General features: G+C 41.0%; 26 protein-coding genes. 14 read left to right on the top strand and 12 right to left on the bottom strand.

Features of this window, described 5'->3' with window-relative positions; all coding sequences use genetic code 11:
• Positions 1 to 223 precede the first annotated feature (223 nt).
• The 3 genes from epsC to F985_RS14915 all read right to left on the bottom strand — a co-directional run bounded on the left by epsC (position 224) and on the right by F985_RS14915 (position 2668).
• The gene (epsC, locus tag F985_RS14925; protein ID WP_081401300.1) at positions 224 to 1165 is read right to left on the bottom strand and encodes a serine O-acetyltransferase EpsC; all 942 of its coding nucleotides are present in this window, start codon (positions 1163 to 1165) and stop codon (positions 224 to 226) included.
• A gap of 18 nt (positions 1166 to 1183) precedes the next feature.
• Positions 1184 to 1693 carry a rhodanese-like domain-containing protein gene (locus F985_RS14920; protein WP_000992242.1) on the bottom strand — a complete coding sequence of 170 codons (510 nt, stop codon included), beginning with the start codon at positions 1691 to 1693 and terminating at the stop codon, positions 1184 to 1186.
• A gap of 237 nt (positions 1694 to 1930) precedes the next feature.
• Positions 1931 to 2668: an SDR family oxidoreductase gene (locus tag F985_RS14915; RefSeq protein WP_004702295.1), complete on the bottom strand. Its 738-nt coding sequence runs from the start codon at positions 2666 to 2668 to the stop codon at positions 1931 to 1933.
• A 125-nt stretch (positions 2669 to 2793) separates the two neighbouring features.
• Here F985_RS14915 and F985_RS14910 point away from each other — a divergent pair, with 125 nt between their 5' ends.
• Positions 2794 to 3714, top strand: coding sequence for a LysR family transcriptional regulator (locus F985_RS14910; RefSeq protein ID WP_004702294.1), 921 nt, complete (start codon positions 2794 to 2796; stop codon positions 3712 to 3714).
• 37 nt (positions 3715 to 3751) lie between these two features.
• Here F985_RS14910 and yghU read toward each other — a convergent pair whose 3' ends face one another.
• The 3 genes from yghU to F985_RS14895 form a co-directional block, all read right to left on the bottom strand.
• The gene (yghU, locus tag F985_RS14905; RefSeq protein ID WP_004702291.1) at positions 3752 to 4612 is read right to left on the bottom strand and encodes a glutathione-dependent disulfide-bond oxidoreductase; all 861 of its coding nucleotides are present in this window, start codon (positions 4610 to 4612) and stop codon (positions 3752 to 3754) included.
• A gap of 33 nt (positions 4613 to 4645) precedes the next feature.
• Positions 4646 to 5272: a glutathione transferase gene (yfcF, locus tag F985_RS14900; RefSeq protein WP_004702289.1), complete on the bottom strand. Its 627-nt coding sequence runs from the start codon at positions 5270 to 5272 to the stop codon at positions 4646 to 4648.
• A gap of 120 nt (positions 5273 to 5392) precedes the next feature.
• Complete coding sequence (locus tag F985_RS14895; RefSeq protein WP_004702287.1) at positions 5393 to 6298, bottom strand: LysR family transcriptional regulator; 906 nt, start codon at positions 6296 to 6298, stop codon at positions 5393 to 5395.
• Between the two features lie 110 nt (positions 6299 to 6408).
• Between F985_RS14895 and F985_RS14890 the strand changes: the two genes are divergently transcribed.
• Together F985_RS14890 and F985_RS14885 are read left to right on the top strand one after the other, a co-directional pair.
• On the top strand, positions 6409 to 6840 hold the full coding sequence (locus F985_RS14890) for a CidA/LrgA family protein (RefSeq protein ID WP_004702285.1): 432 nt from the start codon (positions 6409 to 6411) through the stop codon (positions 6838 to 6840).
• 13 nt (positions 6841 to 6853) lie between these two features.
• A complete protein-coding gene (locus F985_RS14885) occupies positions 6854 to 7543 on the top strand; it encodes an LrgB family protein (RefSeq protein WP_004702283.1) in 690 nt (229 codons plus the stop codon).
• A gap of 7 nt (positions 7544 to 7550) precedes the next feature.
• Here the strand turns inward: F985_RS14885 and pdxR are convergent, their stop codons facing one another.
• A complete protein-coding gene (pdxR, locus tag F985_RS14880; protein ID WP_004702281.1) occupies positions 7551 to 9044 on the bottom strand; it encodes a MocR-like pyridoxine biosynthesis transcription factor PdxR in 1494 nt (497 codons plus the stop codon).
• A 115-nt stretch (positions 9045 to 9159) separates the two neighbouring features.
• Between pdxR and F985_RS14875 the strand changes: the two genes are divergently transcribed.
• The 11 genes from F985_RS14875 (at position 9160) to madM (ending at position 17937) form a co-directional block, all read left to right on the top strand.
• Positions 9160 to 9795 (top strand): FMN-binding negative transcriptional regulator, encoded by a 636-nt coding sequence (locus tag F985_RS14875; protein WP_004702279.1) that lies wholly within the window; start codon positions 9160 to 9162, stop codon positions 9793 to 9795.
• 42 nt (positions 9796 to 9837) lie between these two features.
• Positions 9838 to 10431, top strand: a complete 594-nt coding sequence (locus F985_RS14870; RefSeq protein WP_004702277.1) for a GNAT family N-acetyltransferase — start codon at positions 9838 to 9840, stop codon at positions 10429 to 10431.
• A 166-nt stretch (positions 10432 to 10597) separates the two neighbouring features.
• Entirely contained in the window at positions 10598 to 12277 is a 1680-nt protein-coding gene (gene mdcA / locus F985_RS14865; protein ID WP_004702275.1) for a malonate decarboxylase subunit alpha, read from the top strand.
• Complete coding sequence (locus F985_RS14860; protein ID WP_004702273.1) at positions 12277 to 13161, top strand: triphosphoribosyl-dephospho-CoA synthase; 885 nt, start codon at positions 12277 to 12279, stop codon at positions 13159 to 13161. Before mdcA ends, F985_RS14860 begins: the two co-directional genes overlap by 1 nt.
• Before the next feature lie 2 nt (positions 13162 to 13163).
• Entirely contained in the window at positions 13164 to 13463 is a 300-nt protein-coding gene (locus tag F985_RS14855) for a malonate decarboxylase subunit delta (protein WP_004702271.1), read from the top strand.
• Complete coding sequence (locus F985_RS14850) at positions 13456 to 14307, top strand: biotin-independent malonate decarboxylase subunit beta (RefSeq protein ID WP_004702269.1); 852 nt, start codon at positions 13456 to 13458, stop codon at positions 14305 to 14307. The genes F985_RS14855 and F985_RS14850 overlap by 8 nt, the downstream gene beginning before the upstream one ends.
• Positions 14304 to 15131: a biotin-independent malonate decarboxylase subunit gamma gene (gene mdcE, locus F985_RS14845; RefSeq protein WP_004702268.1), complete on the top strand. Its 828-nt coding sequence runs from the start codon at positions 14304 to 14306 to the stop codon at positions 15129 to 15131. The genes F985_RS14850 and mdcE overlap by 4 nt, the downstream gene beginning before the upstream one ends.
• Positions 15122 to 15730, top strand: coding sequence for a malonate decarboxylase holo-ACP synthase (locus F985_RS14840; RefSeq protein ID WP_081401299.1), 609 nt, complete (start codon positions 15122 to 15124; stop codon positions 15728 to 15730). The genes mdcE and F985_RS14840 overlap by 10 nt, the downstream gene beginning before the upstream one ends.
• 12 nt (positions 15731 to 15742) lie before the next feature.
• Positions 15743 to 16675, top strand: a complete 933-nt coding sequence (gene mdcH, locus F985_RS14835) for a malonate decarboxylase subunit epsilon (protein WP_004702264.1) — start codon at positions 15743 to 15745, stop codon at positions 16673 to 16675.
• Between the two features lie 53 nt (positions 16676 to 16728).
• Positions 16729 to 17130, top strand: coding sequence for a malonate transporter subunit MadL (gene madL / locus F985_RS14830; RefSeq protein ID WP_004702262.1), 402 nt, complete (start codon positions 16729 to 16731; stop codon positions 17128 to 17130).
• A gap of 45 nt (positions 17131 to 17175) precedes the next feature.
• A complete protein-coding gene (madM, locus tag F985_RS14825) occupies positions 17176 to 17937 on the top strand; it encodes a malonate transporter subunit MadM (RefSeq protein ID WP_031944499.1) in 762 nt (253 codons plus the stop codon).
• 53 nt (positions 17938 to 17990) lie between these two features.
• Here the strand turns inward: madM and F985_RS14820 are convergent, their stop codons facing one another.
• The 5 genes from F985_RS14820 to F985_RS14800 all read right to left on the bottom strand — a co-directional run bounded on the left by F985_RS14820 (position 17991) and on the right by F985_RS14800 (position 23115).
• On the bottom strand, positions 17991 to 18908 hold the full coding sequence (locus F985_RS14820) for a LysR family transcriptional regulator (RefSeq protein ID WP_004702257.1): 918 nt from the start codon (positions 18906 to 18908) through the stop codon (positions 17991 to 17993).
• Between the two features lie 100 nt (positions 18909 to 19008).
• Positions 19009 to 20427 (bottom strand): aminotransferase-like domain-containing protein, encoded by a 1419-nt coding sequence (locus F985_RS14815; RefSeq protein ID WP_004702255.1) that lies wholly within the window; start codon positions 20425 to 20427, stop codon positions 19009 to 19011.
• A gap of 93 nt (positions 20428 to 20520) precedes the next feature.
• Positions 20521 to 20655, bottom strand: coding sequence for a hypothetical protein (locus F985_RS14810; RefSeq protein WP_000749813.1), 135 nt, complete (start codon positions 20653 to 20655; stop codon positions 20521 to 20523).
• A gap of 14 nt (positions 20656 to 20669) precedes the next feature.
• Positions 20670 to 21677, bottom strand: a complete 1008-nt coding sequence (cydB, locus tag F985_RS14805) for a cytochrome d ubiquinol oxidase subunit II (RefSeq protein WP_004702253.1) — start codon at positions 21675 to 21677, stop codon at positions 20670 to 20672.
• Positions 21670 to 23115: a cytochrome ubiquinol oxidase subunit I gene (locus F985_RS14800; protein ID WP_004702251.1), complete on the bottom strand. Its 1446-nt coding sequence runs from the start codon at positions 23113 to 23115 to the stop codon at positions 21670 to 21672. The genes cydB and F985_RS14800 overlap by 8 nt, the downstream gene beginning before the upstream one ends.
• Positions 23116 to 23340: the final 225 nt, after the last annotated feature.

Genomic DNA, 23340 nt, shown 5'->3' with positions numbered 1-23340 from the left:
TTATTACATTGGCTTTTTGAAAATAAAAATTCTAGGATGCATATAAACTAGAATTAGTTCTGGTTTTAAAATTAAAATAGCGTTGTAATTTAAATACTGAGCTTATTAATGAGTTATCTATTTTCTAAATAAAAATATATTTAAACTAGAAATAAGCATTTTATTAATCTGCACGTTCTTTGTTTATTTATCTCCTTATCTATTTATTTCACATCTATAGTTTTTAACCGGCAATATGATTTTTTTGATAAGACTCATTCGGTGACTGTAAAATCTGGCTACCTGCAGCAACACTATGGGTTAGCCAAACATTCCCCCCAATAATTGAACCTCGACCAATGGTAATACGGCCTAAAATAGTGGCACCTGCATAAATCACGACATCATCTTCAACAATCGGATGGCGTATATAATCTTTTTTCAAACCACCATCATCATTGGTTTCAAAGCGTTTTGCTCCAAGGGTCACGGCCTGATAAATACGAACGCGTTCCCCAATCACACAAGTCTCGCCAATCACCACACCCGTACCATGATCAATGAAAAATCCTTTGCCGATTTGCGCACCCGGATGAATATCAATACCCGTAGCAGAGTGAGCTAACTCGGAAATAATGCGAGACAATAAAGACACTTGAGCATAGAGCTGATGCGCAATTCGGTGATAAATAATCGCAAATATGCCCGGATAGCAGAGTAATACCTCATCTACACTATGTGCTGCTGGATCACCTTCATAAGCCGCCCGTACATCACCATCTAAAAGGCGCCGTATAGAGGGCAAAGTGTTGGCAAAATCCTGCACAATAGTTTGGGCAAGTTCTTGTGGTTGCTGGTCTGGGCTTGAATGGCCCAAATGACGTTTTGCTTCATAATTTAAAGCCAGTTGTACTTGCGCATGTAAGGCTGTGAGTACCCGATTTAAAGTATAGGCAATATAAGAATCTTCAGTTTCTTGGCGTAAGTCAGCCGGGCCTAAACGCATTGGAAATAAAATGCCGCACAGGTCATCTAAAATGGCCTTTAAAGCTTCTTTAGATGGAAGTTCGCGGCCCCCAAATTCTTTTGTTCTGTGCTGTTGCTGACGCCAGTCATGCCTTGCTTGTTGTAAACCTTGTACAACCGCATTAATGTTCCATTGAGTCACAGGCTTTCCTTGATTCACTGAAAATTGATTGAAGTATTAGTCTTGTTGCCAAGGAAGTTGGTGGATGCGCCAGCCATTTTTCTGGTTACGCTGTTGCTGATCATTTAGATCACCTTCGAAGCCTTCAAGAACGTTATAAATGTGCTCAAAACCTGCATTAAATGCGGCTTCGGCAGCTTGTGCTGAACGGTTGCCACTACGACATAACAAAAGAATGGTTTTGTCTTTGCCAACTTTTGATTCAAGTTCTTTTAAAAAGCGTGGATTACGGTTAAACGATGTGCCTGTTGCCCATGCAACATGGATACTTTCAGGGACATAACCCACAAATTTGCGTTCTTCATTGGTACGCACATCAACTAAAACCGCTTCTCCTTGTTGTACGAGTTGCCATGCATCAACAGGTGATAAACTGCCACTAAAATTTAGTTCGTGTTCTTGTGCATATTGCTGTGCTTTAGCAAGAATATCTTCGGCCGAAAAGGATGTATTTGAACCATTTGAGATAAAACTTTGTGGAGTTTCAGTATTTAATTTAGCGTTCATTGAATATATCCTTATCTTTGATTCAGATTGTTAAGGATCAATTTACGCGGTTTTAAATATAAGCAAAAATAAGGAATATCTATTTATATATATTATTTTGATAAATAAGAGCGGTGAGTATTTTATATAAAACAGTATTAGTTAATCTTATAAAGTTATTAAAGTAAAATAGATTTAATAAATTTTATTATTTAGTAAAAACCGTGCAGATTAAAATAATCCGCACAGTTTTTAAAATTAAGCAAATCCACCATTTACTCGAATGACTTGTGAGTTTACCCAACGTCCATCTGGACCAGCTAGCATGGCAACTACGCTAGCAATTTCGTCAGGTGTTCCGATTCGTTCCAATGGAGCAAGTTTTGCAATAGCCGCCACTTGCTCTTCAGTTTTTCCATTATAAAAAAGGTCAGTGCCTGTCGGGCCGGGAGCAACGGCGTTTACAGTGATATTGCGCCCACGTAACTCATTTGCTAACACATGTACTAAACCTTCGACACCAGCTTTTGAAGCAATATAAGGACCATAGGCCGGAAAAGATTTGGCAATTACACTGGTTGAAAGCGTAATAATCCGGCCACCATCTGGCACTGTTTCGGCTGCATGCGCCAATATTAAAAATGCACCACGTAAATTGGTATGAATTACTTTATCGAAATCTGGCAGACCTTCAGGTGTAATTTTTGCCATAGGCATAATACCGGCACTATGAACTACCACATCTAATTGACCGTTAATGGCCTTTGCCTCTTGAAACAAACGGCTCACTTCATGTTCATTTGCAACGTCCGCTTGAATAGCTGAAGCTTGACCACCTTGCTCAATAATGTGTTCTACAGTGGCTTGGGCATGCACCTTATTGCCTGCATAGTTAATAATCACATAAAAGCCATCTTGAGCTAAACGTTCTGCAATAGCACGGCCAATACCACGTGATGCGCCAGTAACCAGAGCTGTTTTTCTTGAAATATTCATTTTTAGATTGCCTGTTTGAGTAAGTATGGCTTATTTTAATAATATAGAAATATGGGATAAATCGTTAGAATTGGATAAGATAATTCCATATGCATTAATAATGGATAGGGTTAAAAGATAGCATTATGGATAAATTTGACACTTTGCAACTTTTTACCCGCATCGTAGAGCTGGGGAGCTTTAGTCAGGCAGCCGATCAACTGAATATCCCACGCGCTACAGCAAGTAATGCCATTAAAGAGTTAGAGAATAACTTACAGTGTCGTTTGCTAGAGCGGACGACTCGGCATGTAAGACCATCACTTGATGGACAAGCATTTTATGAACGCTGTACACAAATATTATCGGAACTCGATGATGCCGAATCATCTTTACGCAATGTAATTGCTCAGCCCCGTGGTTTATTACGTGTCGATTTATCAGGCGCACATGCAACTAAAATTGTTTTACCCAATATCGACCAATTTCACGAGTTGTACCCCGACATTGAACTGGTAATTAGTACGGCTGATCGCTTGGTTGATCTGATTCGGGAAGGGATAGACTGTGTGGTGAGAGCGGGCCGTTTAGATGATTCCACTTTAATTGCTAGACATTTGGTGGATATGCCACAAGTGATTTGTGCGAGTCCTGACTATTTAAATAAACATGGAATGCCAGAGCAACCAGAAGAGTTGTTATCACATTATTGTGTCAATTTCTTTTCGACATCAGGCGGGCGGAATTATCCATTTGAATTGATAGTGAATGGCAAAAAACAAGATTATTTTTTGAAAAGCTGGATCGCGGTAAATGATGCTGAAAACTATGTATTATCTGCCTTACAAGGGGCTGGCTTAATTCAAGTACCGCGCTACCATGTGGCAAATGAATTAAAAAATGGGCGACTGGTTCAGGTTTTATCTGAGTGGGAAATCCCGAAGATGTCAGTTTCTGCTTTATATCCGCAGCATCGGCAGCTCTCGCCACGCGTACGAGTTTTTGTCGCTTGGCTGAGTGAGTTATATACGAGTTATTTTGCCAACTTTGAATACCCGCAAAAATGAAATATCTTGCGGGTGAGTCAAAAACTGAATGATATTTTTAAGACTGATTCTGCAATTTATCTTGAGTCTTGGTCTCAAAATCACTTACATCATGGCGTTCATGCAACTGCGTAGCTAAATCACCAAAGGTACGGTTGACCATACGGCCACGTTGAACCGCAGGGCGCGCTAAAATCGCATCTGCCCAACGCTGAACATTTTTATATTGATCGACTCCTAAAAACTCCGCGCCGTTATACACCCAGTTTTTAACAAGACCGCCATACCAAGGGAACGCCGCAATATCAGCGATGCTATATTCAGAACCAGCCAAATATTCATGCTTTGCTAGATGCTGATCTAATACATCAAGTAAGCGTTTTGTTTCCAAGGCAAAGCGGTTAATTGCATATTCAACTTTAACGGGTGCATAAGCATAAAAATGTCCAAAACCACCACCTAAGTAAGGTGCACTGCCCATTTGCCAGAATAACCAATTAAGACATTCAGTACGTGCAGCAATATCAGTTGGAATGAAAGCTTTAAATTTTTCAGCCAAGTAAAGCAAAATTGAGCCAGATTCAAACACTCTTAATGGCGGGTTTTGGCTATGGTCAACCAATGCTGGAATTTTAGAGTTTGGATTAACTTCGACAAAGCCACTGCCAAATTGCTGACCTTCACCGATTTTAATCAGCCAAGCATCATATTCAGCATCTTGATTTCCTAATGCTAAAAGTTCTTCTAGCAAAATAGTGACTTTTTGACCATTAGGCGTTGCTAAAGAATAGAGCTGGAGCGGATGTTTCCCTACTGGAAGTGTATGCTCGTAACGCGCACCTGAGGTAGGTTGGTTTAAATCGGTTTTTTCTCCAGTCCATTGCCAAACTTGTGGAGGAATATAGTTTGAATCACTCATTTTTTATCTCGTGTTTGGTGTAAATATAAGCGTTTAGTTATGTCGCAAGGCAAGCCATTTTTGTAAGGTCGGTCGTTGCCATTGCTGTAATGCATAGTTTTTTAAAGGTTCTGGTACAGCATCATCATTTTGAATAAGGCGTTGCAACATTAGAGCAAGTTCAGCATCCACAATGCTCCATGAACCAAAAAGAAATTCGGCATCAGACGCTAGAAGTTTTTCTGCAACAAAGAAAAGTTTCTCGGCTGCTTTTTTGCCTTCTTCTGAAAGTGGAGTGGACGTGGGCTGAATAAAAACAACATCGGTTGGACGTTCAGTTCTTAGTGCTACTAAGTCTGATCTGAGCCATGCCTGAATTTGTCTTGCTCTTGTGCGTGCTTGAATATCTTTTGGATAAATAGATGTGTTTGGATAAAGTTCTTCAAGATATTCCAAAATGGCAGAAGATTCTGATAAGGCAAAATCGTTATGCTCAAGTACAGGCACTTTGGCAGTTAATGACTTTGCTACATAAGATTTTTCAAACTGGCCTTGCTGCCCTAAGTTGATGGTCGCTATTTCAAATGGAATTTGTTTTTCATGTAGCCCTACAAAAACTGTAAACGCATAGGGGCTTAGAAATTGTGAATCTGTGTATAGCTTAAAATGTTCATTATTCATTGTTATTGTCCATGTCATAAAACAATCGGATCTAGTCTAAGTGAGCTGATCCAAGATTGGGTAGCTTTTTTGTGGAAAAGCTTTATCGGTTTTTGAATTAAGCCATTTCAGTGTTCAACGTTAGGGCTTAATGTGCTGAAAATGCTGACGAACAATACTAAGCCATGCCTGTACCGCTGGTGAGACAGGAAGATTCTTTTTCCAAGCCATCACTAAGTGCCACTGAATATTTGGTTTTTCAAGTGGTACTGCTGCAAATAAACTAGGGTCAAGCATGTCAGTATAATACTTCGGGAGAAGCGCGATTCCCATACGTTGTAGCACCATGTCTGCCAAGAGATGCCATTGGCTGGTCCGGCAAGCAATGGTCGGGTAGAAACCATGCTGCTTACAGGCATCGAGAATAATACTGTTTAAAGAGAAATTTTCTGGAAACATCAAAAATGATTGGTGTTGTAGCTCTTCTAGATTTATTTTTTTGCGGGTTGCCCAACTCGCATCCCGACGTAAAAGAACCATTAAAGGGTAGTTGCATAGCTCAATGCTATTAAAGATTTGCTTATCAAAAGGCTGCAATAAAACGCCAACGTCTAGTTCATTGTTAAGCAAAGCTTGTTCAATACCACGTGAACCCACTTCCATAAAAGCTAATTCAATATCTGGCAATTGCTGATGATAATCAAACAGGGCAGTCGTTAAGAGCTGTGAACCTAAGGGGGGAACGCCAAGTTTTAAAGTCCCAGTTTTTAATTGTTGGTAGTTTTCAATTTCAAGAAAAATGTTTTGTTCTGCCTGAAGAAGCTCGATCGCATGTTCATAAATACGTTCTCCAATTTCAGTCAACTCGATTTGCCTTTTACGGCCGTGATCGGGTTTAACCAAAAGTTGTACCTGAAGCTGCTCTTCAAGCTGCTGTAATATTTTACTAATGGTGGGTTGGGTCAGATACAGCTCTTCAGCGGTACGAGTAAAGCTTTTAGTTTTAACTAGTGTAACGAAGCATTGTAAGGATTTTAGAGAAAGCATAATAAAGAATAGATTATTCCATTTTGGAATAATATTAACATGAATAATTCATATTTAGCAGGTTTAACCAAGATAGCATAATGGTGTAGTTAACCATCTAATTTCGCAAAATGAGTACTGAATCTGCTTCTGGAACACCCACACAACCTTCACTTTTAGTTTTAGTTAAACAAATTTTGATTTTGGCTGGATTTTGGTGGGTCGGATATCTCTTACATCAAAAACTCGGCGTGCCTGTCTCGGCAGGTATTTTAGGTATGTTTTTATTGCTTTTATGCCTGTTTTTTAAAGTGATCAAAATGGATCAGGTGGCAATGGGAGCAACTGTGGTTTTAGGTGAGCTGTTGCTGTTTTTCGTGCCAGTGGTGGTTGCTGTAGTTCAGTATAAAATCTTGTTTATGACCGAAGGCTGGCAAATTGTTTTGAGCATTGCGGTTGGGACCATTTCGGTCATGCTCAGTACGTGTCTGACCATTCATTATTACAATCGTTTGAAAGCTTATTTACAGGCTCGAAAGCGTCTTCAACATAAGCATATTTAAAGAGCAAAACGACATGAATATTTGGTCAATCCTTTGTCTCATCTGGACTTTGGCAGCTTATGTTGTGGCAAAGCGGATCTATCAGAAAAATCCAAAACTTTGGCTATCACCTGCGATTAGTGTGCCAGTACTCACCATTATTTTGATGACGATTTTTGGAATTTCATATCAAACTTATGCAGAAGATACCCAGTGGATTGTGAATTTGTTAGGTCCTGCAACGGTTGCTTTCGCTGTACCAATTTATCGCTATCGGGAAACGATTCGTAAAAATCTCGGGGTTCTTTCGATTGCGATTATTGTCGGCATGAGTGTAGGTGTGATGTCTGCCTATGAAATGGCGCAGTGGTTCCACTTTAGTCCTGAAGTGACCAACAGTTTGATGGCACGTTCTATTTCGACACCATTTGCCATGATTTTAGCGCAAGATATTCACGGGTCGGCAGCATTGGTTTCTCTATTTACTGTCATTACGGGTTTGGTCGGTATGATTTGTGGCGATGCGATTTTAGCGATTACTAAAATCCGTTCTAATGTGGCAAATGGGGCAGCCTTTGGCAATGCTGCCCACGGTTTTGGTACAGTCAGAGCCCAACAACGCAATAGCGAAGAAGGTGTGATTGCCAGTTTAACCATGGTTATTGCCGGTATTTTAATGGTTCTTGTTGGACCATTTGCCATTCATTTATGGTTGCTGTTGTAAGTTTTGCCTATATTGACTTGGCGTGTTGTTGAATAATTATTGATAGCTTTTTTATAGCTTGTTGCAGAAGTTCGGGTTCAAAATCGCTTAACCCAACAATTAAACCCGAACGTTGTCGTTCTTTTGAAAATGTAGGTGAAATGGCTTTAATTGCAATACCTGCATTGATTGCAGTGCTTGCAACTTCAATGTCATTTATTTGAGGCGCAAGCCATAATACCATGTGCATGCCTTGATCACCCGGCTGTAACCAAGCCAGCTCTTGAGGGATGTATTTTTCAATTAAATCAATAATGTGTTCTCGGACTTCGGCGTAAACATTTCGAATACGTCGAATATGTCTCTCTAAATAACCCTCTTGAATAAAAGCAGCCAAAACATGCTGATCGGCAGCGGGTGGGTGCCGATCAATTAAGACTCTAAGCCCACAAAAAGGTGCTACGAGTTCTTTAGGCAATACGGCATAACCCAGTCTTAGTGACGGGAATAAGACTTTGCTAAACGTACCGAGATAAATCACTTGATCGGGTGCCATACCTTGTAAAGATGGGAAGGGCTGGCCGTTATAACGAAGTTCACTGTCATAATCATCTTCAATGATCCACGCGTTTTGCTGTTTTGCCCAAGCCAATAAACTCGTACGTCTTGCTAGACTCATCGGCATGCCAAGTGGATATTGGTGGGATGGTGTTACAAAAGCCGCGCGGGCATGTTTAGAAAGTTTAATACCAGCTTCAACTTGAATACCTTCTTCATCGACAGGAACACGAACCATATGAATGTTTTGTACAGCATGTTCAAAAATCGCTGTGGTCCCTCGATATGCTGGATCTTCAACCCAGACTTCATCTTTTGCTTCAAATAAAATTTGGCTGCAAATATAGAGCGCTTGTTGAATTCCAGGGGTAATCATAATTTGATCAGGTTCACAGTGTACAGAGCGTGATCGGCGTACATAGTCTGCTATAGCAACTCTCAGTGACAACACACCTTGAGGTTCTCCATAGCCTGAAGGAGAGCCTGCTCCTCGAGATCTAAATTTATTGCCAAACTTACGCCACACATCACTTGGTTTGGCTCGCCCAACGGGTACAGATACGGCAAATGGAACATGAGGAAGCGGTTTAAATTCTTCGAGCACTTTGGCATAAGAATGTGCAGATTTGGTCAAAGATATAGCGGGAGGAATATCAGAATCTTTTTTGGTACTTTGTTTAGGACTCGGTTTAACTAAAGCATGAGATACATAAGTTCCAGTCCGTGCTTGAGAGTCAAAAACACCTTCGGCCAGAAGCTGATCATAAGCGTCAATAATGGTTCCGCGAGCGACTCCAAGTGTTTGGGCCAGTTCTCGAGAAGAAGGCAATGGATCTCCTGACTGCAAATCGCCATTTTGTACGGCTTCGCGTAAGGCTTGAGTCAATTGAGCACTAATCTTTCCTTGTCTTTTATCAATCTTTGCAATAGACGGAAGTTCAACAACTTTTGCCATTCTTGCCATAATTCTGGTCTACTTAAAAAAACACAAAGTGGTTCTTTTTAATAATCCACATAAACCAGAAAATTTACAACACAAAATATAAATAACCCTGATATTTACAGTGAGGTTTTTAGCCATGTATATCCCCGACGATTTTGCAGAAAACCGATTAGAGGAATTACATGCTCTTATTCAAGAGTATCCGTTTGCTGTGCTTTTTACTCATGGAAGCAATGGTTTAGATGCAAATCATCTTCCATTTGAGTTACAGGCAAATGAAGGGGAGTTCGGTGTGTTGCATGCGCATGTGTCTAGAAGTAACCCTGTTTGGCAGGACATTAAAAATGGAGATGAGGTGCTGGTCGTGTTTCAAGCTGGCGATGCTTATATCTCACCAAATTGGTACCCATCCAAACATGAACAGCACAAACAAGTACCGACATGGAACTATAGGGTTGTGCATGCTTATGGCAAAGTGATGATTCGAGATGATGAACGCTATGTTCGTGGTGTAGTAGCTCGATTAACCCGTACTCATGAAGCATCTCAGCCTGAACCATGGAAAATGTCAGATGCTCCAAAAGACTATCTTGAACCGATGTTAAAAGCCATTGTAGGTATTGAGATTGAAATTACCAAGCTGCAAGGCAAATCAAAACTTGGGCAAAACAAAGAACATCGAGACATTTTAGGTGCGGCAGATAGTCTATCGAAATCCGGTCATCAAACCATAGCAGACGCTATGTACAGTGTGGCTGAGTTAAATAAATAATTTTGAAAATATAAAAGTTTAGTACTTATTGAGGAGATTAAGATGTCTTTGACTACACCTGTTGAGTTGGTTGGCGAACACGTTATTTTAAAGCCACTAAGTTTAACTCAGGCTGAAGCGCTTAAAGAGGCTGTTTGTGATGGGGAACTTTATAATCTTTGGTATACCCGTGTGCCAAGACCTGAACAAATGACTGCGGAAATTGAAAGACGTCTAGGTTTGCAACATGCTGGTTCTATGTTGCCATTTTATATTGAAGACCGAAAAACGGGGCGGGCGTTGGGCATGACGACTCTCATGCATATTGAAGAAGCTCATCGCCGTGTAGAAATTGGCTCAACTTGGTATCGCAAGTCTGCACAGCGAACCCCAGTTAATACTGAATGTAAAAAGCTATTGTTGGCCCATGCATTTGAGACTTTAAACTGTATTGCAGTTGAGTTACGTACTTCTTCTTTAAATGTTCAAAGCCAAACTGCAATTGTACGTTTAGGTGCAAAGCTTGATGGTGTACTAAGAAGCCATCAAATTGTGAAAGATGATATTTTACGGGACACTCATGTTTATAGCATTTTGAAACATGAGTGGCCTGCGGTACGCCAGAATCTGGAATGGATGTTGAATAAACCGCGTTAAAAAGAATTTAAACAAACTGCTTTTCTCTTTTTTGGCTTAGCCAGAAAAGAGAGGCTGCTGCAATCGTTAACCTGAGGTTAATAACGACTCATCTAGGTTGATTGATCGAAAGTCCATAAAGCGTTTTTATAGATTCAGAACAAAACTGCGATCTATAGGTAAACACATGGAAGGCTCAGTTCAGAATAAAGAACGGTTATGGATAAAGCGGCGTCATGCCAAACAACTAAAACTAGAGATGGCAAACCAATATACCGATGGTGTGGTGATTCCAACTCAAGACATTATTAAAGTTTTAGAAACCCTGATTACACCGGGTGACCGAGTTGTACTCGAAGGGAATAACCAAAAGCAGGCAGATTTTTTATCGCGCTCTTTGGCTCAAACCAATCCTGATATTTTGCATGATTTACATATGATCATGCCGAGCGTGGGACGTTCGGAACATCTCGATCTATTTGAAAAAGGCATTGCGCGTAAGCTCGATTTTTCTTTTGCTGGACCACAAAGTTTACGCATTAGCCAGTTAATTGAAGATGGACTGCTAGAGATTGGTGCGATTCATACCTATATCGAGTTGTATTCGCGTTTAGTAGTCGACCTTATTCCAAATGTGGTGCTTTCGGCGGGCTTTATGGCAGACCGCCAAGGCAATATTTATACAGGCCCAAGTACCGAAGATTCTCCTGCACTTATTGAACCAGCGGCTTTTAGTGACGGTATTGTGATTGTTCAGGTCAATGAACTGGTCGATGACGTCTCTGATTTACCACGTGTCGATATCCCCGCATCTTGGGTGGATTATGTGGTTGTAGCAGACCAACCTTTTTATATCGAACCGTTATTTACCCGTGACCCAAAACATATCAAGCCTGTGCATATACTTATGGCGATGATGGCAATTCGCGGCATCTATGAAAAACATAATGTGCAATCGTTAAACCATGGTATTGGTTTTAACACCGCAGCAATTGAACTGATTTTACCGACCTATGGTGAGTCTTTAGGGTTAAAAGGCAAAATCTGCCGAAACTGGACACTGAATCCGCATCCAACCTTAATTCCTGCCATTGAAACGGGTTGGGTAGAAAGCGTGCATTGCTTTGGTACCGAACTCGGTATGGAAAAATATGTCGCTGCTCGTCCTGATGTTTTCTTTACAGGTCGTGATGGTGCACTACGTTCTAACCGCATGATGTGTCAGCTTGCAGGTCAATATGCCGTTGATTTATTTATTGGCGCAACTTTGCAAGTGGATGGCATGGGGCATTCTTCGACTGTCACCAAAGGACGTTTGGCAGGTTTTGGTGGTGCGCCGAACATGGGGCATGATCCGCGCGGACGTCGTCACGATACACCTGCATGGCTTGATATGCGTTTGCAAGGTGCCAATGAAACAGAAACCTATTTGGCACGTGGTAAAAAACTGGTTGTACAAATGGTGGAAACCTTCCAAGAGGGAGGCAAGCCAACTTTTGTGGATCGTCTCGATGCGATTGATGTAGCTAAAACAGCAGGTCTACCTTTAGCACCGATCATGATTTATGGCGATGATGTTACCCATTTGCTCACCGAAGAAGGCATTGCTTATTTATATAAAGCAAGGAGCCAAGAAGAGCGTCAAGCTATGATTGCTGCGGTGGCAGGTGTAACCAGTATTGGTTTAAGCCAAGATCCAAAAACAACAGCACGTTTAAGAAGTGAAGGTTTAGTCGTATTCCCAGAAGATTTAGGCATTCGCCGTACCGACGCAACACGTGAACTTTTAGCTGCAAAAAATATTGCTGATTTGGTGACATGGTCAGATGGCCTATATCAACCCCCTGCAAAATTCAGGAGTTGGTAATGATGGCACAAGTTCAATATCAAACGCTTAGCGATAGTCAGCTTTTGGCAGATTTGGCGGTAGAGGCTTTGATTGATGAAGTTAATCTGACGCCAAAGCCAGCTTTAGTTGATCGCCGTGGCAGTGGTGCGCATGATGACCTGACTTTGGAATTAATGGAGCGCTCTGCGAAAAGTTTAGGCCCAATGTTTGAAGCAATGGCCCAAGCAGCCATGCATCATGGTGAAGTTTGTTTGGCCTTGCGTGAAGACATTGGTGAAATTGGTCGCCAAGGTGAAAAGGTCATGATGTTGGCGACAGATGGTGTCAACACACACCGTGGCGCAATTTGGGCATTAGGATTAATGGTTACGGCAGCAGCATTGGCACGTACAAATCAACAATATTTATCGGCTGTTGAGCTATGCCAGTTAGCAGGTCAGATTGCTCAGCTTGAAGATCGCTTTATTCCAATGCAGGCTTTAAGTCATGGTCAGCAGGTACAGAAAAAATTAGGTGTCTTAGGAGCAAAAGAACAAGCTCAGCAAGGTTTTCCAACCATCGTAAATTTTGGCTTAAAGCAGCTTTATCAAAGTCGTAGTAAACCTATGAAAGAAGAGTTTGCTCGTTTAGATGCTTTACTTGCCATGATGACTGATCTGACAGATACCTGTGTGCTTTATCGTTCAGGAACATCGGGTTTAAAGCGTATGCAACAAGGTGCTCAGCAAGTACTCGATTTAGGGGGCAGCTCAAGCTTGGAAGGTCGTCGTGCATTGCATCTTTTAGAGATTGATTTACTTCGGATGAAAGCCTCTGCTGGTGGCGCCGCAGATTTGTTGGCAGCAACATTGTTTATAGATCGTGTTGAGCAGTCATCTTTAAAAAATAAAGAGGGATTTTGATTATGGAAACACTTCATTTTGAATTTGTGGCGACAGAGCCGCCTGTAAAAAAAGCGTTGGTGGGGTGTGTTGGCTCGGGTGATCTCGAAATTTTGATGGAACCTGGCGAAATGGGGAAAACCTCTATTCAGGTGGTGACTTCGGTAGATGGTAGTGCTGCACGTTGGAAAAATCTATTTGAGCGAATTTTTACTGCGCAAATACCGCCAGCCGTCAATATTGATATTCATGACTTTGGTGCAACCCCTGGTGTTGTTCGCTTACGTCTGGAACAAGCTTTAGAGGAGATCGCTCATGACTGATATCGAGAGCTTGTTAAATAAACAAGATTTTATTGAGCTCAGCGCAAGAGAGCGTGCCAAAGCGTTATTAGATGTAGGGACTTTTCGAGAGTTACTTGACCCATTTGTCCGTGTTATGTCGCCTTGGCTCGTTAAGCAAAATATTGTGCCGCAAGCAGATGACGGTGTTGTGATTGCCAAAGGGTCTATTCAAGAACGCCCAGTAGTTCTAATTTCAATTGAAGGTTTATTTCAAGGTGGAAGCTTAGGTGAGGTGGGTGGTGCCAAAATCGCAGGTGCATTAGAGCTTGCGGTTGAAGACAACCTTAATGGTATTCCAACTGCTGCAATTTTATTGCTAGAGACAGGTGGCGTTCGTTTACAAGAAGCAAATCTGGGTTTGGCTGCCATTGCTGAGATTCAGGCCGCAATTGTGAATTTGCGTCAGTATCAACCCGTGATTGCCGTAGTTGCAGGCAGTGTAGGTTGCTTCGGTGGTATGTCAATTGCGGCTGGTTTGTGTAGCTATATTGTAATGACACAAGAGGGCCGTTTAGGCTTAAATGGCCCACAAGTGATCGAACAAGAAGCTGGCGTAGAAGAATATAACGCCAAAGATCGTCCATTTATATGGAGTATTACTGGCGGGAACCAACGTTTTGCTAGTGGTTTGGCAGATGCTTATGTAGAAGATGATCGTCAGAAAGTTCGTCAGCAAGTGATCGATTATTTAGTACAGGGTGTACCTGATCAGCATCGTAGTTCAAATTACTCATTCTATTTAGGACAGCTACAACACGTCGATACTGCTGAGCAGATTACCTCAGCACAGGTTCAGGCTTTGTATCAAGGAGAGCAAGCATGAATATCGCCGTTGATACATTAAAAGCATCTACTCGTGGTGCACAGTGGTTTAAAGCGCTCACGCAGGGATTTAAGGCAGTTGAAGGTTTTCCAGCTTCGGTTTGGGTAGCTGATGGTCAGATTGATCAGCAAACTGTGCGTGTGATTGCAGTTGTTCAAGACAGTAATAATCTGTTCCCTCGGGCAAGACAGGGTGAAGTTGGATTGTTAGAAGGCTGGAACTTGGCAAAAGCAGTTGATGAAGTGATTCAGGCCGATGCACAGACTGAAAATAAACGTGGCATTTTATGCTTGGTTGATGTGCCAAGTCAGGCCTATGGGCGTCGTGAAGAATTATTAGGCATTCACCAAGCTTTAGCGGGTGCAGTAGATAGCTATGCTAGAGCCAGATTGGCAGACCATCCTATTGTCAGTTTATTGGTTGGTAAGTCAATGTCGGGGGCTTTCTTGGCGCATGGATACCAAGCCAATCGTATTATTGCCTTAAAAGATTCAGGTGTTATGGTGCATGCAATGGGTAAGGAATCTGCTGCACGGGTTACCTTACGGTCGGTTGATGAGTTAGAGCAATTGGCTTCTAGCATTCCGCCAATGGCTTATGACATTGAAAGTTATGCAACGCTTGGTTTGTTATCTGAACTGTTATCTGTTGAAAACCCTGAACAACCGACAAACGATGATCTTTTGTTAGCGAAGCAGACAATTGCTCAAGCATTTAAAGAAATTAATGCTGATCAATCGAGAGGATTAGAACAAAGACTTCACGGCCAAAACCGTCAGATGTCTAAAAGGGTCCGTGAATTATTGCGTGAGCAATGGTCATGAAACTTAAGCTCGAAGCCCATGATTTACTGTGGGGCATGACGGTCGACTGCTTAGCCGATGATGCTCCGCATTGGGTGAAAGAGGTGTTACTACGAGGCGATCCTGTTGTGGTTCGACGGGCAATTACTCCTGAAGATCAGGTGGCGGTAGGTGTAAGGGGGCAATTTCGCTATCAACGATATGCAGCTCAAATGCCAAGAAATGCTATTAACAGACAGCTTAAACCCGAAGCACTGACTTATGTAGATATGCAGCAGTTTGCACATTTGGCAGAACGTTTACAGACCATTTCCAGCATTATGAAAAACTTTTCGGGATGTTGGGGATATACAGGAAGTTTCGGGTTTGAACTGGCAACCAGCATTAAAACAGTTACTCAGCAAAGTGACATAGATTTGTTGATTCGAGCTGAACAACCTTTTGCCAAAAAGCAGGCGATTGAGCTACTCGAAAATTTTCAGCACGCAGGCCTCAATGTGGATATACAGCTTCAACTTCCACAAGGTGGTTTGGCTTTAAAAGAATGGGCTGGGAACAGTGGAAAAGTTCTATTAAAACGTGCTGATGGTGCTGTTTTAGTAGAAAACCCATGGAATTAGGGAATAGATATCATGGCTTCAATTTGGGTATATCCGGGACAAGGTGTGCAACGAAGCAATATGTTGCACGACTTACCTCAAATCGCTCTAGTTAAAGAGTACCTTGAGCGGGCATCAGATGCACTCAAAGAAGATGTCTTGATGTTAGATAGTCCGGCTGCATTGCAATCGACACGTGCAGTACAGCTTTGTTTACTGATTTCAGGTGTGGTGAGTTCAGCTTTATTAACAGCGGAAAACTTAACACCAGATTATGTTGCGGGTTTATCAATTGGCGCATGGTCGGCTGCGGTTGTAGCAGGAGTTCTAAACTATGAAGATGCTATTCGTTTAGTTGCCTATCGAGGTGAACTCATGCAAAACGCTTATCCCACTGGATATGGCATGACGGCACTAATTGGTACAGATCGTGCAGCTGTCGAAACATGGGTCAAACAAATTTATGAAATAACGCCAGAGGTGTTTGTTGCAAATATTAATGCACATAACCAGATCGTTATTTCAGGAAGTTTTGAAGCCATGAACCAAGTTGCTGTTTTGGCAAGGCAACAAGGCGTGGTGGCAAAAAAATTAGATGTATCGGTGCCATCGCACTGTGAATTATTAAGTCAGCAAGCAACGCAACTTGCAGCGTCTATGGAGGGAGTGACTTTAAAGCAGCCTAAAATACGTTATTTAAGTGGTACAACGGCTCGTACGCTTGGCAGGCCAGAACAGATTGGTGATGACTTGGCTTTTAATATGAGTCGAACTGTAGATTGGGAAAGTACCATCCAAGCTGCATGGGAGCGAGGTGTGAGGTTGCAGATTGAAGCTTTACCGGGAACGGTACTTACTACACTTGCACGTCGAACATTTAAAGATGGAACTGTATTGTCATTTCAAGGAACACGTTTAGACAGCATTCAGTTGGCAATGCAAAACGGAAATAATGCTTCTTTGTAATTGCAATACAAATTAAAAACTGAGTAATAACTCAAGGATATGAGGGATTTACAATGATTATTTATGGAACGGCAATATTAGCGATTTGTCATTTATTAGGCGATTATTTTGGTAATACGCTAGGAATGTTATTGGGCGTAAAAGCAAATGTTGGTGGCGTAGCTATTTCAATGATTCTATTGATTTTGACTAAAGAATTGCTTGCGCGAAAAGGTTACTTACCACAAGTTACCCAATTTGGAGTTTTGTACTGGTCAGGAATGTATATTCCGATTGTTGTAGCGATGTCTGCTGGACAAAACGTAGTAGCGGCTTTATCGGGTGGCATGTTAGGTCTGATTGTCTCTATTGCATCGTTAATTGGTACGGTTTTAGTCATCCGCTATTTAAATAGAATTAGTGGCGATTATGAAACATATGAATGGACGATAGAAACAAAACAAAAAGTAGCTTAAGCACTCATAAACTATAAAAAAGTTCAATCAAAAAGGATTTAAATGATGGACGCTATAATTGCTGTGTTATCTAAAAATGCATTCGTCACTGCACTCGCAGTAACGGGTTTAATGATGTTCGTTTCCCATCTACTCTCAAAATATTTGACGAAGGGAAAATTACAAAGCTCTGCAATTGCGATCACCCTAGGTTTGGTCGTTGCATATTTTGCAGGAGTTTATACGCAAGGAACTAAGGGCATTTCTGATATCGCTATTTTTTCTGGTTTTGCGCTGTTGGGCGGAGCCATGATTCGTGATTTAGCGATTGCTTCAACTGCATTTGAAGTTGATGTGAAAGAGGTGAAGAAAGCAGGAAAAATTGGTCTAATTGCATTAATGCTTGGTTGTGTTGTGCCTTTTGCAATTGGGGTTATGGTTGCATGGGTCATGGGGTATAGAGATCCCATTTCTATGACAACGATTGGTGCAGGCGCAATGACTTATATTGTTGGTCCGATTACAGGAACCGCAATTGGCGCAAGCTCTGATGTCATCGCACTTTCTATTGCAATTGGTTTAATCAAGTCAGTTTTCTTTATGGTCGGTACGCCGCTACTTGCGAAATTTATGTATCTAAAAAGTCCACGCTCTGCCATGGTATTTGGTGGTTTAGCAGGAACAACTAGCGGCACTGCTGCAGGCCTAGCTGGCACGGATGTACGATTGGTACCTTATGGAGCTTTGGTTGCAACCTTCTATACAGGACTTGGTTGTTTACTTGGACCTTCTGTATTTTTCTTAACGGTTAATGCAATTTTTGGATAAATTTTGAAAAACGCACAACGGCAACTCATTATTCTTTAATAAGTTGCCGATATTTATCTTTTAAAATTAGAGGCAAACATTCGACATTCAGCAATCAGAGCAAGTAAGTTTGGGTCTCGTTCCTTACTTTTTAAAAAGACCAGACCGATTTCTTGTTGCATATGATATTGCTGTTTTAGCGGAATAAGTTTTACTGAACTTTCATAAACTGCAGAAATACGGCCGGGTAGTAGAGCAAAACCGACACCTGAGCTGACCATACTAATTAAGGTAAAAATATCATTGACCTGTAAAGCAACTTTAGGTGAAAAACCTGCTTTTTTAAAAATAATGTCGCTGTCGTTATGAGTTGCAAAACCCTTAGTTAAGGTTAAAAAAGTTTCTTCTTTTAAAAGGCTTAAATCAATGTCTTTAAAATCGGCATATTTTGAATCTTTATTGACTGCGAGAAAAATGTCATCTGAAAACATCGGCAAAATTTCAAAGTCATCATCTTGAGTGGTTTCATTTAAAGCTACGATAGTGGCATCAAGCTCTGTCGCTTTAAGCTTTTTCACCAAATCCTGATTTGAACTGAGTAATAATTGAATATCAAGCTCACTACGTCTGAGTTTAAGACCGCTAATCACATTTGGAATCGTATTTACCGTCAAAGAATAAAGAGACCCCAAATGTAAAACCTTGGCTGCGAAACCTGCGGCTTCTCTGGTTTTATTTACGGTGATAAAAATGTCTTGTACGATTTTTTGCGCCCGTTCTTCAAAGACATAAGCACTTTTTAAAGGGATGAGATTACGGCCTTCATTTTTAAAAAGAGGACAACGTAAAGCGCTTTCTAAGGAGTGCAGTGCTTTGTGAACACTGACATTACTCAGCTGCATTTCTGTGGCTGTTTTAGATAAATTTCCACAGCGCATGAAAGCTAAAAAAATCTGTATTTTTTTTAGGGTGAGTTCTTCATCAATTTCCATATTAATTCCTTGAACCTGTTTCCCTTAAAACTATAGATTTGAACTATCAAGTTACCACAAAATAAAGTCTATAAAATTGTGCTTAGGTCGAAGCATGTCTTTAGAGATTTGCTTCAACTCTTTGTTGAATGGTTTTGATAACCTGATCTAATGCATTTTGAATTTTAGTGTTCCATTCAAAAGAACAGTTAATTCTCAAATAATGCTGCTGTGCAGGTAAAACACTAAAGAGAGGGCTTGGCGCAACGCCAATATCTTGCTGAATCAACGCTTCATAAACTTGCATACTGTCTAGCGTACTAGGAAGTTTGACCCATAGAAAATAGCCACTTGGGTAATAATACACTTCGCAAGAGCTCGGTAAATGCTGCTTTAAGTAGTGATAAAACTGTTTTTTATAACGCTCAAGTGAAAGTCTAAGTGTACGCAAGTGCTTTTCATAATGATGATGAGATAAAAACTCAACCAATGCATTTTGAATGAGTGCATTTACTGAAATAGTACTCATAAGCTGTAAATGTTGAATATGGTCTGAAAACTTACCCGCATAGACCCAACCAACCCGAAAACCAGCACCTAATGTTTTAGAAAAAGACGAGCAGTGAAGCACCAGATTTTGTTGGTCAAAATACTTCATTGAAAGTGGTTTTTGGCCGCCATAAAAAAGCTCTTCATAGACATCATCTTCAATCAAATAAATTTGGTGTTCATGAAGCAATTTGGCAATTTTATATTTAATGTCATCACTAACAGTAAAACCAATCGGGTTCTGGGCATTCAGCATGAGCCAACATACCTTGATAGGATATGTTTGAATAACGTGTTCAAAAGCTTCTAGGTCAAAACCATGTTGAGGATGTTCAGGAATGGTAATGACTTTAAGTCCTAAGCGCTCTGCAGCTTGCCAAGCGCCGTAAAATACGGTTTGTTGCAATAGAATATAGTCGCCAGGTTGAGCAACAGCTTGTAGGGAAAGGTTCAGTGCATCTAAACCTCCTGATGTAATGACAATGTCATCTGGGTCAGTTTGTATCCCTTGCATACAATAGCGCTGAGCAATCAGTTTTCTTAAGGCTAAATTACCGGGAGGTAGACTTGCTGTTTGATCATAGCTTTGTCTTTGACGCGCAAGTTGCCCCATAATTTGAATGAGTTTGGGTGCTGTTAAAAGCTGACTGTCCGGAAAAGCTGAACCAAAAGGTACGACAGACTCATGTTGAATTGACTTAAGATATTTAAAAACTAAGGAATTAATTTCAATTTTAGAATTGAGCGAAACAACTGAATATTGCTCGAGTGGCTTTAGTGCAATTTGCTCGGCAACAAAGTATCCAGACTTTTCTTTTGAATAGATCAGACCTTGTGATTCAAGCTCCTGATAAGCATTCATTACGGTCATTAAACTAAAGCCAGAGCGTTGTACCTGATCTCTTAATGAAGGTAATTTTTCATGCGCACTTAAAGTACCGCTCTCAATGAGTTGGCGAATGCTATGAGCGAGTTGTTCTGATTTATACATGTAGGGGCTGCACGAAATAAAAAAAGATGCACTGAATCAATAATAAATGCCGTTTGCAGAATCTACAAACGGCATTTGTTTAGAAAGCTGGAATTACTTTAAGTAAGGGGCTGCATAAATCAATATCACTTTAAACAATCCAGCAATCACAGCTAAGGCTAAAAAACCACCGAGCCATAGCAGAATAAACCATTGGGTTTGATTGAGTTTAACGGATGACTTTTTCATAAAACCCTCCCAACTTAATGATAGCCTTCATCACCTACACGGACTTTGTCTCTAAATACCCAGTAAGACACAATGGTGTAAGCAATAATGATTGGAATCAAAATAAGTGCGCCGACCAAAGCAAACATTTGGCTTGAATGTGGTGCTGCGGCCTGCCAAATTGTGACTGATGGCGGAATAATATATGGCCATAAACTAATCACGAATCCAGTAAATGCAAGGAAAACGAGGGCCAATGTATATGCAAATGGTTTGAGGTCATGATCCTGTTTTTTACATGCCGATAAAATCAGGCCAACAAACAATAAGACCAAAATAGGCACAGGGCTAAAATAGAACAGATTTGGTAAAGAGAACCAGCGATCTGCAATTTCAGGATGAGTCAGAGGTGTATATAAACTTACGCCACCAAAAATAATGAGCAACGCAATAATCAGCTTTGGCATAAGCTCATACATACGTTGCTGTAAGCCTTTTTCAGTTTTTAAGATAAGCCAGCCACAACCCAAAGTTGCATACATCGCAACTACGCCAATACCTGTAAAGATCGTAAATGGAGATAACCAGTCAAATGGACCACCCGCATAAATACCATTTTCGGTTTTAATCCCTTGAATATAAGCACCTAAAATAATCCCTTGGAGAAAACTGGTTAAAATTGAACCCCAGATAAAGGCTAAATCCCACAGATGCTTAGTTCGATGGGCCTTAAAACGGAATTCAAACGCCACGCCACGGAAAATCAGGGCAATCACCATAAAAATAATAGGTAGGTATAGTGCTGATAAAACTGTTGAATAGACCAGTGGAAATGCTGCATATAGACCAGCGCCGCCGAGCACCATCCACGTTTCATTACCATCCCAGACAGGAGCCACGGTATTCATCATCACGTCACGTTCTTGGCTGTTCTTAATGAAGGGGAACATAATCCCGATTCCTAAGTCGAAGCCATCCATGACCACATAAATCATGACACCTAAACCGATAATACCGACCCATATTAAAGAAAGATCAATCATGACGGTTCTCCCCAGAGTTTTGTTTGCTGTCAATATTTTCATCGACTGCACTAAGTGGACGCATTGGTGTTTTAAAGTGTCCTACGCCACCAGTTTCAACATTTGGTGAATCAATGAATGATGGACCTTTGTTAATTAGTTTTAAGGTGTAGTAGATACCACTACCAAAAACGATGGTATAGACCACCACAAAAATAAACAGGCTCAGTCCGACCTGATCTGCGGAAACCGTATGTGAAAGTCCATCTTTAGTTCGCATAATGCCGTATACAACCCACGGCTGACGGCCAACCTCAGTAGTTACCCAACCTGCAAGCATAGCGACATAACCAGATGGTCCCATCACCAATGCAAATTTATGGAACCACGAAGTTTCATAGAGTTTTCCACGCTTACGTAACCAAAGTGCAATGAGTGACAAAGTGACCATGAGTACACCAAGACCCACCATCACACGGAAGCTCCAGAAAACAATCGTTGAATTTGGACGATCTTCAGGTGCGAAATCTTTTAAGCCTGTCACTTGGCCATCTAAGCTATGCGTTAAAATTAAGCTACCCAAATAAGGAACGCCCACTTCGAAGTGGTTACGTTCTTCTTTCATATCTGGAATTGCAAATAGCAGTAATGGCATTGGTTCGTTATGATTGGTTTCCCAGTGACCTTCCATTGCGGCAAGTTTGGCAGGTTGATGTTCACGAGTGTTTAAACCATGGTTATCACCAATCACCACTTGTAAACATGAAGTTACAAGTACCATCCAAAGACCCATCGAGAATGATTTTTTCACCAGTTCATCACGACGGCCTTTTACTAAATGCCATGCAGATGTTCCTACGACCAATAAAGATGAAACCAAGAAGGCAGCAGCACCCATATGGGCAAAACGGTAAGGGAACGATGGGTTAAAAACGATAGCTAGCCAGTCTTTAGGCACAATAATGCCATTTTCGATCGCAAAACCTTGCGGGGTTTGCATCCAACTATTGGAAGATAAAATCCAGAACATGGAAATACATGTTCCGATAGCAACCATAAGCGTCGCAAAGAAATGGGCTCGAGGGCCAACACGTCCCCAGCCAAACAACATAATGCCTAAGAAACCTGCTTCTAAGAAGAAGGCACTTAACACTTCATAGGTAAGTAAAGGACCAGTAATACTTCCGGCGACTCGTGAAAATTCACTCCAGTTGGTACCAAACTGGTAGCTCATTACGACACCGGAAACAACTCCCATACCAAACGCAACGGCGAAGATCTTAATCCAGTATTTAAATAGATCTTTATAAATTGGATTTTGCGTTCTTAACCATTTCCATTCTAAAACTGCCAAAAAGCAGGCAAGTCCGATGGATGTGGCCGGAAAAATAATATGGAAGGATACTGTGAAAGCAAATTGTATTCGCGCTAATTCTAGAGCGGTTAGACCGAGGCTCATAAACTTTCCCCCTGTGAACTAGCTGATGATGATTGAATGAGTTAAATACTTATTTTCAGGCAAAAAAGTACTCTGGCGATTAAACTTACTTCTGTGATAAATGTTCTTAGCAAGTAAAATGCCAACAGGGTAAAGCAATATAATTGCTTGATATTTCAATAGAATAGTGCGATTGATTGTTTTCAATCTGTTAGCAAAGTTTATGCTTGATGTTGCATTTGTAAA

This window comes from Acinetobacter seifertii, assembly GCF_000368065.1.
GTDB classification, from domain to species: domain Bacteria; phylum Pseudomonadota; class Gammaproteobacteria; order Pseudomonadales; family Moraxellaceae; genus Acinetobacter; species Acinetobacter seifertii.
This window is presented reverse-complemented; position numbering and strand designations above follow the sequence as displayed.

Excerpts from the sequence above, each read along its gene's own strand:
- F985_RS14920 (WP_000992242.1), bottom strand. The coding sequence starts at position 1,693 with ATGAACGCTAAATTAAATACTGAAACTCCACAAAGTTTTATCTCAAAT.
- F985_RS14915 (WP_004702295.1), bottom strand. The coding sequence starts at position 2,668 with ATGAATATTTCAAGAAAAACAGCTCTGGTTACTGGCGCATCACGTGGT.
- F985_RS14910 (WP_004702294.1), top strand. The coding sequence starts at position 2,794 with ATGGATAAATTTGACACTTTGCAACTTTTTACCCGCATCGTAGAGCTG.
- yghU (WP_004702291.1), bottom strand. The coding sequence starts at position 4,612 with ATGAGTGATTCAAACTATATTCCTCCACAAGTTTGGCAATGGACTGGA.
- yfcF (WP_004702289.1), bottom strand. The coding sequence starts at position 5,272 with ATGAATAATGAACATTTTAAGCTATACACAGATTCACAATTTCTAAGC.
- F985_RS14895 (WP_004702287.1), bottom strand. The coding sequence starts at position 6,298 with ATGCTTTCTCTAAAATCCTTACAATGCTTCGTTACACTAGTTAAAACT.
- F985_RS14890 (WP_004702285.1), top strand. The coding sequence starts at position 6,409 with ATGAGTACTGAATCTGCTTCTGGAACACCCACACAACCTTCACTTTTA.
- F985_RS14885 (WP_004702283.1), top strand. The coding sequence starts at position 6,854 with ATGAATATTTGGTCAATCCTTTGTCTCATCTGGACTTTGGCAGCTTAT.
- pdxR (WP_004702281.1), bottom strand. The coding sequence starts at position 9,044 with ATGGCAAGAATGGCAAAAGTTGTTGAACTTCCGTCTATTGCAAAGATT.
- F985_RS14875 (WP_004702279.1), top strand. The coding sequence starts at position 9,160 with ATGTATATCCCCGACGATTTTGCAGAAAACCGATTAGAGGAATTACAT.
- F985_RS14870 (WP_004702277.1), top strand. The coding sequence starts at position 9,838 with ATGTCTTTGACTACACCTGTTGAGTTGGTTGGCGAACACGTTATTTTA.
- mdcA (WP_004702275.1), top strand. The coding sequence starts at position 10,598 with ATGGAAGGCTCAGTTCAGAATAAAGAACGGTTATGGATAAAGCGGCGT.
- F985_RS14860 (WP_004702273.1), top strand. The coding sequence starts at position 12,277 with ATGATGGCACAAGTTCAATATCAAACGCTTAGCGATAGTCAGCTTTTG.
- F985_RS14855 (WP_004702271.1), top strand. The coding sequence starts at position 13,164 with ATGGAAACACTTCATTTTGAATTTGTGGCGACAGAGCCGCCTGTAAAA.
- F985_RS14850 (WP_004702269.1), top strand. The coding sequence starts at position 13,456 with ATGACTGATATCGAGAGCTTGTTAAATAAACAAGATTTTATTGAGCTC.
- mdcE (WP_004702268.1), top strand. The coding sequence starts at position 14,304 with ATGAATATCGCCGTTGATACATTAAAAGCATCTACTCGTGGTGCACAG.
- F985_RS14840 (WP_081401299.1), top strand. The coding sequence starts at position 15,122 with ATGGTCATGAAACTTAAGCTCGAAGCCCATGATTTACTGTGGGGCATG.
- mdcH (WP_004702264.1), top strand. The coding sequence starts at position 15,743 with ATGGCTTCAATTTGGGTATATCCGGGACAAGGTGTGCAACGAAGCAAT.
- madL (WP_004702262.1), top strand. The coding sequence starts at position 16,729 with ATGATTATTTATGGAACGGCAATATTAGCGATTTGTCATTTATTAGGC.
- madM (WP_031944499.1), top strand. The coding sequence starts at position 17,176 with ATGGACGCTATAATTGCTGTGTTATCTAAAAATGCATTCGTCACTGCA.
- F985_RS14820 (WP_004702257.1), bottom strand. The coding sequence starts at position 18,908 with ATGGAAATTGATGAAGAACTCACCCTAAAAAAAATACAGATTTTTTTA.
- F985_RS14815 (WP_004702255.1), bottom strand. The coding sequence starts at position 20,427 with ATGTATAAATCAGAACAACTCGCTCATAGCATTCGCCAACTCATTGAG.
- F985_RS14810 (WP_000749813.1), bottom strand. The coding sequence starts at position 20,655 with ATGAAAAAGTCATCCGTTAAACTCAATCAAACCCAATGGTTTATTCTG.
- cydB (WP_004702253.1), bottom strand. The coding sequence starts at position 21,677 with ATGATTGATCTTTCTTTAATATGGGTCGGTATTATCGGTTTAGGTGTC.
- F985_RS14800 (WP_004702251.1), bottom strand. The coding sequence starts at position 23,115 with ATGAGCCTCGGTCTAACCGCTCTAGAATTAGCGCGAATACAATTTGCT.